8 protein-coding genes are annotated in these 6,883 nt (G+C 43.7%); 3 read left to right on the plus strand and 5 right to left on the minus strand.

Annotated features, from left to right (window positions below; all coding sequences use genetic code 11):
• The first annotated feature begins 315 nt into the window (after positions 1-315).
• Positions 316-1,164 (plus strand): aldo/keto reductase, encoded by an 849-nt coding sequence (locus PENNN9_RS09655; protein WP_058369483.1) that lies wholly within the window; start codon positions 316-318, stop codon positions 1,162-1,164.
• Positions 1,165-1,244: 80 nt separating this feature from the next.
• Here PENNN9_RS09655 and ccmE read toward each other — a convergent pair whose 3' ends face one another.
• The 5 genes from ccmE to ccmA all read right to left on the minus strand — a co-directional run bounded on the left by ccmE (position 1,245) and on the right by ccmA (position 4,686).
• Positions 1,245-1,745 carry a cytochrome c maturation protein CcmE gene (gene ccmE / locus PENNN9_RS09660; protein ID WP_058369484.1) on the minus strand — a complete coding sequence of 167 codons (501 nt, stop codon included), beginning with the start codon at positions 1,743-1,745 and terminating at the stop codon, positions 1,245-1,247.
• Positions 1,746-1,998: 253 nt separating this feature from the next.
• Positions 1,999-2,220, minus strand: coding sequence for a heme exporter protein CcmD (ccmD, locus tag PENNN9_RS09665; protein WP_058369485.1), 222 nt, complete (start codon positions 2,218-2,220; stop codon positions 1,999-2,001).
• Between the two features lie 43 nt (positions 2,221-2,263).
• Entirely contained in the window at positions 2,264-3,052 is a 789-nt protein-coding gene (ccmC, locus tag PENNN9_RS09670; protein WP_058369486.1) for a heme ABC transporter permease CcmC, read from the minus strand.
• A gap of 182 nt (positions 3,053-3,234) precedes the next feature.
• Positions 3,235-3,891, minus strand: a complete 657-nt coding sequence (locus PENNN9_RS09675; RefSeq protein WP_058369489.1) for a heme exporter protein CcmB — start codon at positions 3,889-3,891, stop codon at positions 3,235-3,237.
• Between the two features lie 165 nt (positions 3,892-4,056).
• Positions 4,057-4,686 (minus strand): heme ABC exporter ATP-binding protein CcmA, encoded by a 630-nt coding sequence (gene ccmA, locus PENNN9_RS09680; RefSeq protein WP_058369487.1) that lies wholly within the window; start codon positions 4,684-4,686, stop codon positions 4,057-4,059.
• 132 nt (positions 4,687-4,818) lie between these two features.
• Here ccmA and PENNN9_RS09685 point away from each other — a divergent pair, with 132 nt between their 5' ends.
• The gene (locus tag PENNN9_RS09685; RefSeq protein WP_082638066.1) at positions 4,819-5,931 is read left to right on the plus strand and encodes a hypothetical protein; all 1,113 of its coding nucleotides are present in this window, start codon (positions 4,819-4,821) and stop codon (positions 5,929-5,931) included.
• A 64-nt stretch (positions 5,932-5,995) separates the two neighbouring features.
• A complete protein-coding gene (locus PENNN9_RS09690; protein ID WP_058369488.1) occupies positions 5,996-6,850 on the plus strand; it encodes a YbjN domain-containing protein in 855 nt (284 codons plus the stop codon).
• The last annotated feature ends 33 nt before the right edge of the window (positions 6,851-6,883 follow it).

Below are 6,883 nucleotides of genomic sequence, written 5' to 3' on the forward strand. Positions count from 1 at the left end.
TCAATACCGCCCGGTATTGAGCGTTTTTTATACCCTATTCTATACACAATCTACGTCACCTACTTACTGAAAATGACGTTACAGCCTGTTTGTACTTTGTAGGAAACCGTCACTTACTCTTTCACTTTTTTCTATTTCTTTCTATAGTAGCTAGGTTGCCTAGTTGTTCTATTAGGCCAAGTTTTACAATTAACACTATGATATGACTATTGTTAACTCAGATTGTGGCATTGATTATTTAGTGATTAATTGTTTAAAAAGCTATTATGCAAACAGCTATAAAAACCACACTCAACACATAATAAGGATAATAATATGAGCACTAAAACCTATAATATTCGTACCGCGGGCAAAGCCAATATTCCTGTATTGGGACTGGGTACTTGGCAATCAACAGGCCAAGATTGTGTCGATGTCGTCAGTCAAGCGCTAAAAATGGGCTACGAGCATATTGATACTGCGCAAGCTTATGACAATGAAAAAGAGGTCGGAGAAGGTATTAAGCAGTCAGGTGTGGCGCGTGATAAGTTCTTTTTGACCACGAAGATTTTCCCTGATGATATGAAGTTTCAACCAGAAAAACTAGTAGCAGCAGCTAAGCGCTCACTAGAGAACCTAGATACCGACTATGTCGATCTACTGCTATTACATTGGCCTGATGATCGCGTGCCATTGTCTGAGACCATTCCTGCTCTGTGCGAGCTACAAAAACAAGGCCTGACACGCCATATTGGGGTTTCTAACTTTAATATCGCCCATATTATTGAAGCAAAAAAACACGCTGATGTGCCTATTGTCGTCAACCAAGTGGAGTTTCATCCGTTTATCAAACAAAACACCCTGCAGACATTTTTGAATAATCATCATATTTTATTGGAAGCCTACTCGCCACTCGCGCGCGGCGATGTATTTGATAACGACGTTATTAAAGAGATTGCAGACAACCACAACGTGACGCCTGCACAAATATCACTGGCTTGGATATTATCGGATAAAGACCGTGTGGCTATTCCAAAGACCTCAAATCCTGAGCATCTGCAAGGCAACTTAGATGCTATTAAGGTACAGCTTAGTGCCAATGAATTAGAAAAAATCGGCAGCTTAGCTCGTAGCGATGGCCGTAAAATTGAGCACCCTGACTATACGCCTGAATGGGATGACTAATATCTTTATCGATACCCATATAAAAAAAGCGCCGCTAATAGCTGATTAGCGGCGCTTTTGCTGCCAGTAGATGTGTAAAGCTACTGCTGCAATGTTTGGGTCTCATGGATTGGCTCTGCTGGATTGTACTGCTCAGAGGGCGGCGTCAATCCATTGCGGTTGTTTTCTTTCATAGATTTGGCAACCTCAGGCGGCATGTAGTTCTCGTCGTGCTTGGCAAGCACTTCACCTGCGACAAAGGTCTCGCCTTGCATTTTACCAGTCGCAACGACGCCGGAGTTTTCAGCGAATAAGTCTGGCAAGATACCCTGATAAGTCACAGGCACCGTTGACTCAAAGTCAGTAATTGCAAACTCAACGTTTAAGGGATCGTTTGGCGCGCGCTGCACACTGCCAGCGACGACCATACCGCCTGCACGAATGCGCTTGTCTTGTGGCGCTTCCCCTTGGGCGATAGCCGTCGCATCAAAATAATAATCGGTCTGCTGCCCAATAGCATAGATGACCAACACCACGGCAATCGCGGCTCCTGCAAGTGTAAATATCACCCACATCAGTTTTTTGCGACGAACTGCATTCATACCACTACCTCATTAATGAGTCGCTGTTTTACAAACTATCTGCAATGCCATATAAATCCATAAAACAGAAAATATTGAAGAAACTACCATTAGAAAAACCTTTTTAAAATATTTTTCTAATCGTACTCTTCTAATCGCTATATGGTAGCATTTATTGAGCAAATCAATAAGCCTGCAAGCGTTAATACGCTCATATTTTTATTATTTAAAAAATACGATAGTACGCATTAAAGCTATGATATTAAAATAATTTTTACATCGGCTGCTTGGTTGCAGGTTTAGGGCTTTTAGCGGTACGCTGTGCTTGTCGAGCCTGCTGAATAGTCAGCTGTTTGATAAGTGCTTGACGCTGTCTGCGGCTATAAATAATAAAAGCCAGCATCACGCCAACTGTAATCGCCCAGCACGACCAGACAAACACGCCATGCTTACCCATGGCGATAAATTCAGATACGCTATAAAAGTAAGGCTGCATAATAGGTTCCTAGCCGTTATTTGTTTTGTCCATAATTATGTAGTTATTTGGCTTGCCCACGAATATATTCTTTGACCCACGCTTTACCTTGGTCACGGTATAAGATGAGGGTGTTGGTACGATAAATCGTTAATGTCGCGACTAGTAAGTGACTACCGATAATCATCAACAGCAGCGGCATCCACATATCTGCGGACATTTTGGGCGCGGCCGTTAAGGTAAAAGTTGAGCCTTGATGCAAAGTATTCCACCACTGTACCGAATATTTGATAATAGGTAGATTCACTGCGCCAACAATAGATAAAATGGCCGCCGCTTTACCACGGTTGGCGGTATGCTCAAATGCTGCAAACAGCGCCATCACGCCCGCATATAAAAATGCCAAAATCAGCATAGACGTCAAACGCGCATCCCAAACCCAGTACGTACCCCAAGTAGGTTTTGCCCAAATGGAGCCCGTAATCAAACTAATCACGCAGAGCAAAAAGCCCAACGGAGCAAGCGCCTGCGCCACCAGACTGGCCGTCTTGATTTTCCAAACGAGAAAGATGACTCCTAATACAGCGAGGGCAAAATAGATAGAAATAGCGATACTGGCCGCTGGCACGTGGATAAAGATAATGCGGTAGCTATTACCTTGTAGGTAATCGGGCGGCGCAAAAGCAAGACCCCAAACACTACCGATCAGTAGAAAAATACTGGCTAGTATAGCTAACCACTTAACCCAAGGCGCAAAGATGCGAAAAAACTGCTTGGTACCCACAGTGGTCAAGAAGCCTTGCCAGATACGCTGCCATAGGCTAGGAGATGAGACATTATTCAGGTTGGGCATGGGAATAAACCTATTTGCACAGCTTATTGATTATAAATGATAAAGCGCATTATAGACGCTGCTATCTGCTAACCTGCTGGCGTTAAACACTGGATAGAATCTACAAGTGACTTGTTATGGATTTAATTGGCTATTATAGCAAAGTTGCCAGTTTTCAACATGCTGTTAATATAAAGGTTTTTTCAATTTAGCCACGCCATTTTTAAGGTCATGGCAATCACCCATGGCATAACCAAAACCGAGATAATACTACCTGCCAATAATAAAGCCAATATCGGCAAACCATTAAGACCAGTAGCAAATAAGTCAACTGCTCCTGTCGCAAAAATTAACACGGGCAACTGCATCGGCAAAGCAATCAGTGGCACCAGCACCGCGCCATTCTTTAATGACAGCGTCAAACTACTGGCCACCGCTGACAGCATCAACAGCATCGGACTACCCGTCACAATAGAAGCCATCAATATCCACGCTTCAGACCAGCTAAGCTGAAACAATGGCACGGCAAGTAAACTGAGCACAGCGACTATCCCACTACTAAAAATCCAATGGATAACTAGGCGGATGAGCACCCATAACGGTAGTGAGGCTTTGGCGACGACCAATTGCGCCAGCGTGCCATTATCGAGCGCGGGCTTAAATAAGCCATCAACGCCCATCACCAATGACAAGAGCGCGGCAATCCACACAGCAGAGACACCAAGACGCTGCAATAGCGCAGGCTCGCTACCTACGGCTAGCGGAAACAAGGTAATAATCACTAAAAACAGTACTAAAGGGTACAACCACTGTACCGCCCCTTGCTGCTTCACGTGCCATTCGCGCCGCCATAACTGCATAAAGCTGATACCGCGAGCAGCCGATGCGTTAACGTTCGAGCTTTTATTCGCTACTTGTATTGGACTGTCTTGCATTAGGTTTTCTTGCATGGTGCTCTCTTGCACTGGACTATCTCGTAATGGACTGTCTGTCATTATCCGTCCTTTCACTTATATTTGCCGCACTTATACCATGTAATCTGACAAATCTAGCACCTGATTGGCGGCGCCGACAGCCTGATGACTGGTCATCAATATTGTGCCGCCAGTATGGGCAAAACCGCGCAACCTGTCTTCCATTCGTGCCACCATATCGACATCGAGTGCCGTAAAAGGCTCATCCAGTAACCATAATGGTGTCACGTCCGGCGTCAATAAATATAATCTTGCAAGGGTGATGCGACGCGTTTGCCCCGCGGATAAATGGCTTGAGCTAATCGTCTCAAAGCCCTGCAATCCCACCCAAGCGAGAGCGTCGTCAATATCAGCGTTACTTGGGGTAATGCCATATAGATTCAGCAGAAAGGTTAGATTTTGTGCGACCGTAAGATTGGGATGAATACCTAACTGATGGGATACATATAAAGGCTGAACAGGCAGATTTGCTACGCCTTGGTAGTGAACCTCACCCGTCAGTACTGGTAACAATCCAGCCAGTTGCATTAGTAGGGTCGTTTTACCGGTGCCGTTTGCACCTACTAAGTGACAGATGCTGCCAGCAGGTAAGTTGAGCGTGACCCCTTCACATAATGGTATTTCACCGCGCTGAACCGTCAGCTCATCGAGCGCAAGTAAGGGTGCATCCACAGCCGTCATTAAATCTCTCATTATTTATCAAGCGCTAAGCAATATTCATCACAAACGAATACGTGGTTCATGGCATAATACTTTATGCTCACTATATCCACACAGTATAACAAATTGTCGATTACTATGACCTCAAAACCTATGCAGACTTCAAAAGATAACCAAACTCTAAATACGCAAGCACCAGACACCCAAATGCCGACGCCTCATACAGATGCTGCAACGGCTCATCCTAGCGCAAGCTTATCAGTTGCTAGTCTAACTATGGATAGCTTAATCGATGCTCAAGTTGCCTTTATGCAGCAGTGGTTACAGCAGCAAGCAGAGCTAATGGCTCTAGAGGCTTGGCAGTGGTTAGGCGCACAGCCATTACATAGATACGTCAGCGCCGATGATTTACAGCACCTGATTAACGACTGGCTACTTAGCCAACCGATGAGCGATGTCATGCGTAAGGATATCCGCGATATATTGCATACCATCATTTATCATCCGGTCAACGATAACGTACCTTTATCTGAGCTGGTAGACGATACTCAGGTTGAGACCCTTGCCAATTATGTAGGTAGCCATGACGAGCAGCGTAATGCCTTGATTCATACGCTAGTCGGCAATGAAACCTTTGCAGACTTATTGACGCAAACGCTATATCACGCTATCAACGACTTTATGGAAACCACGCTGGATAAAGCAGGCGGTGTTGGTAAGCTGATGAAGCTTGGCCGCAGCTCATTTGAGAAGGCAACCAACAGAAACCTAGATGAAAAACTGCAAACCTACTTGCATCGTAATATTAAAGACTTAACTCGCCGCGCAGAGGCGAATGCGCAAGCACATTTATCCAATGAAGAAGTCGCTCGGCTCTTGATAACAGGTTGGGGACGCATCAAAGACCAACCAATTAGCCAGCTACAAACCTACTTAAACGATGAGCCTGACCATAGCAGTATTGATCATATCGAAGCCAGCATTCAACAAAGCTATAACCGTCTGCGCTTATCGCCTTACCTGCGCAGCCTTGTCTCAGCGAGCGTCGACACTTGGTATGCCAACCATCAGTCGGATACGATTGCGAGCGTAGCAGCAAGCTTATATATCGATGAAGAGGCCATGACGCAATTAAGTAGCGCCCTACTTCCTGTCGTGCATGACGCTCTTGAAAGTACATGGCTGACCACTCATATCTATAACATGTTACAAGCATTTTATGCGCAACCTAACATCAAAGATGGTTTCGTATTCAGCAAAGATTAATTCGAGGTTTTAGCTTATTTATCAGTTTTTAATATTATTCATTTATTAAGTTAGTACAACATTTATGAGTCAACATAATAAACTCAGCTTATGGCAAAAACTCAAACGGTTCCTGACTGCTTCAGCACCGCAGGCTGTTGTTGATGACGCGAAATTGCCGCAGTATTCATTATCACTCGAAGCTGAAGTTAGCATTGATAACGATACTGATGTTAATGGAGATATTAATACTGATACTTTACCAGCTGAAACCTACCCAAAAACTAGTACCACACGCTTTGCTAAAACAGACACGAACGACACTAACAGCGACATCAGTAATAATAAAAAAGATAGCGAGAATGCTAAATCAGACTCTGTGAAACAGACTATAAATCAAGATAAGCATACTGACATACCTATCGTCGATTATCTTAAGCAGTATTTTAATGATAAACAGTGGCACTATACCCATTATCGACCAAAAACCAATGACAGCCAGCAATCGCACCATTTATCGTTAAGAATGCGCAATAAACAACTAGAATGTGGTTATCTGTTTCGCGTGCAAGAGAAAAACAATCTGCTAGCAGTCTATGGGATCTTACCGTTTTTAGTGCCAGAGAGTCATCAAAATGCAGCGATGTTACTTATCACCCAAATTAATTATGACATGCTGATTGGTAATTTAGAGATGGATGTGAATGATGGCGAAATACGCTACAAACATGCTATCGATGTCGAAGCAGTTGGCATTAATGACCATATCATTGAGCATCTGCTACAAAGCGTGATTGCCATGACGACAGTTGCTTACGAGATATTTGATGATTTAATCAATACTCAAGACCCTGCTGAAGATATGCAAACGTTACTTATAGAGCTCCGTCAGCAAGCAGACTCAAGAACCTTCTTTCTTCCGACTCAGTTTGTTCAATAAACATTCTTTATTTAAAAAAATAACACGACAAAT

The organism is Psychrobacter sp. ENNN9_III, from assembly GCF_001462175.1.
Taxonomy (GTDB): domain Bacteria; phylum Pseudomonadota; class Gammaproteobacteria; order Pseudomonadales; family Moraxellaceae; genus Psychrobacter.

Excerpts from the sequence above, each read along its gene's own strand:
- PENNN9_RS09655 (WP_058369483.1), top strand. The coding sequence starts at position 316 with ATGAGCACTAAAACCTATAATATTCGTACCGCGGGCAAAGCCAATATT.
- ccmE (WP_058369484.1), bottom strand. The coding sequence starts at position 1,745 with ATGAATGCAGTTCGTCGCAAAAAACTGATGTGGGTGATATTTACACTT.
- ccmD (WP_058369485.1), bottom strand. The coding sequence starts at position 2,220 with ATGCAGCCTTACTTTTATAGCGTATCTGAATTTATCGCCATGGGTAAG.
- ccmC (WP_058369486.1), bottom strand. The coding sequence starts at position 3,052 with ATGCCCAACCTGAATAATGTCTCATCTCCTAGCCTATGGCAGCGTATC.
- PENNN9_RS09675 (WP_058369489.1), bottom strand. The coding sequence starts at position 3,891 with ATGCAGTTATGGCGGCGCGAATGGCACGTGAAGCAGCAAGGGGCGGTA.
- ccmA (WP_058369487.1), bottom strand. The coding sequence starts at position 4,686 with ATGACGGCTGTGGATGCACCCTTACTTGCGCTCGATGAGCTGACGGTT.
- PENNN9_RS09685 (WP_082638066.1), top strand. The coding sequence starts at position 4,819 with ATGCAGACTTCAAAAGATAACCAAACTCTAAATACGCAAGCACCAGAC.
- PENNN9_RS09690 (WP_058369488.1), top strand. The coding sequence starts at position 5,996 with ATGAGTCAACATAATAAACTCAGCTTATGGCAAAAACTCAAACGGTTC.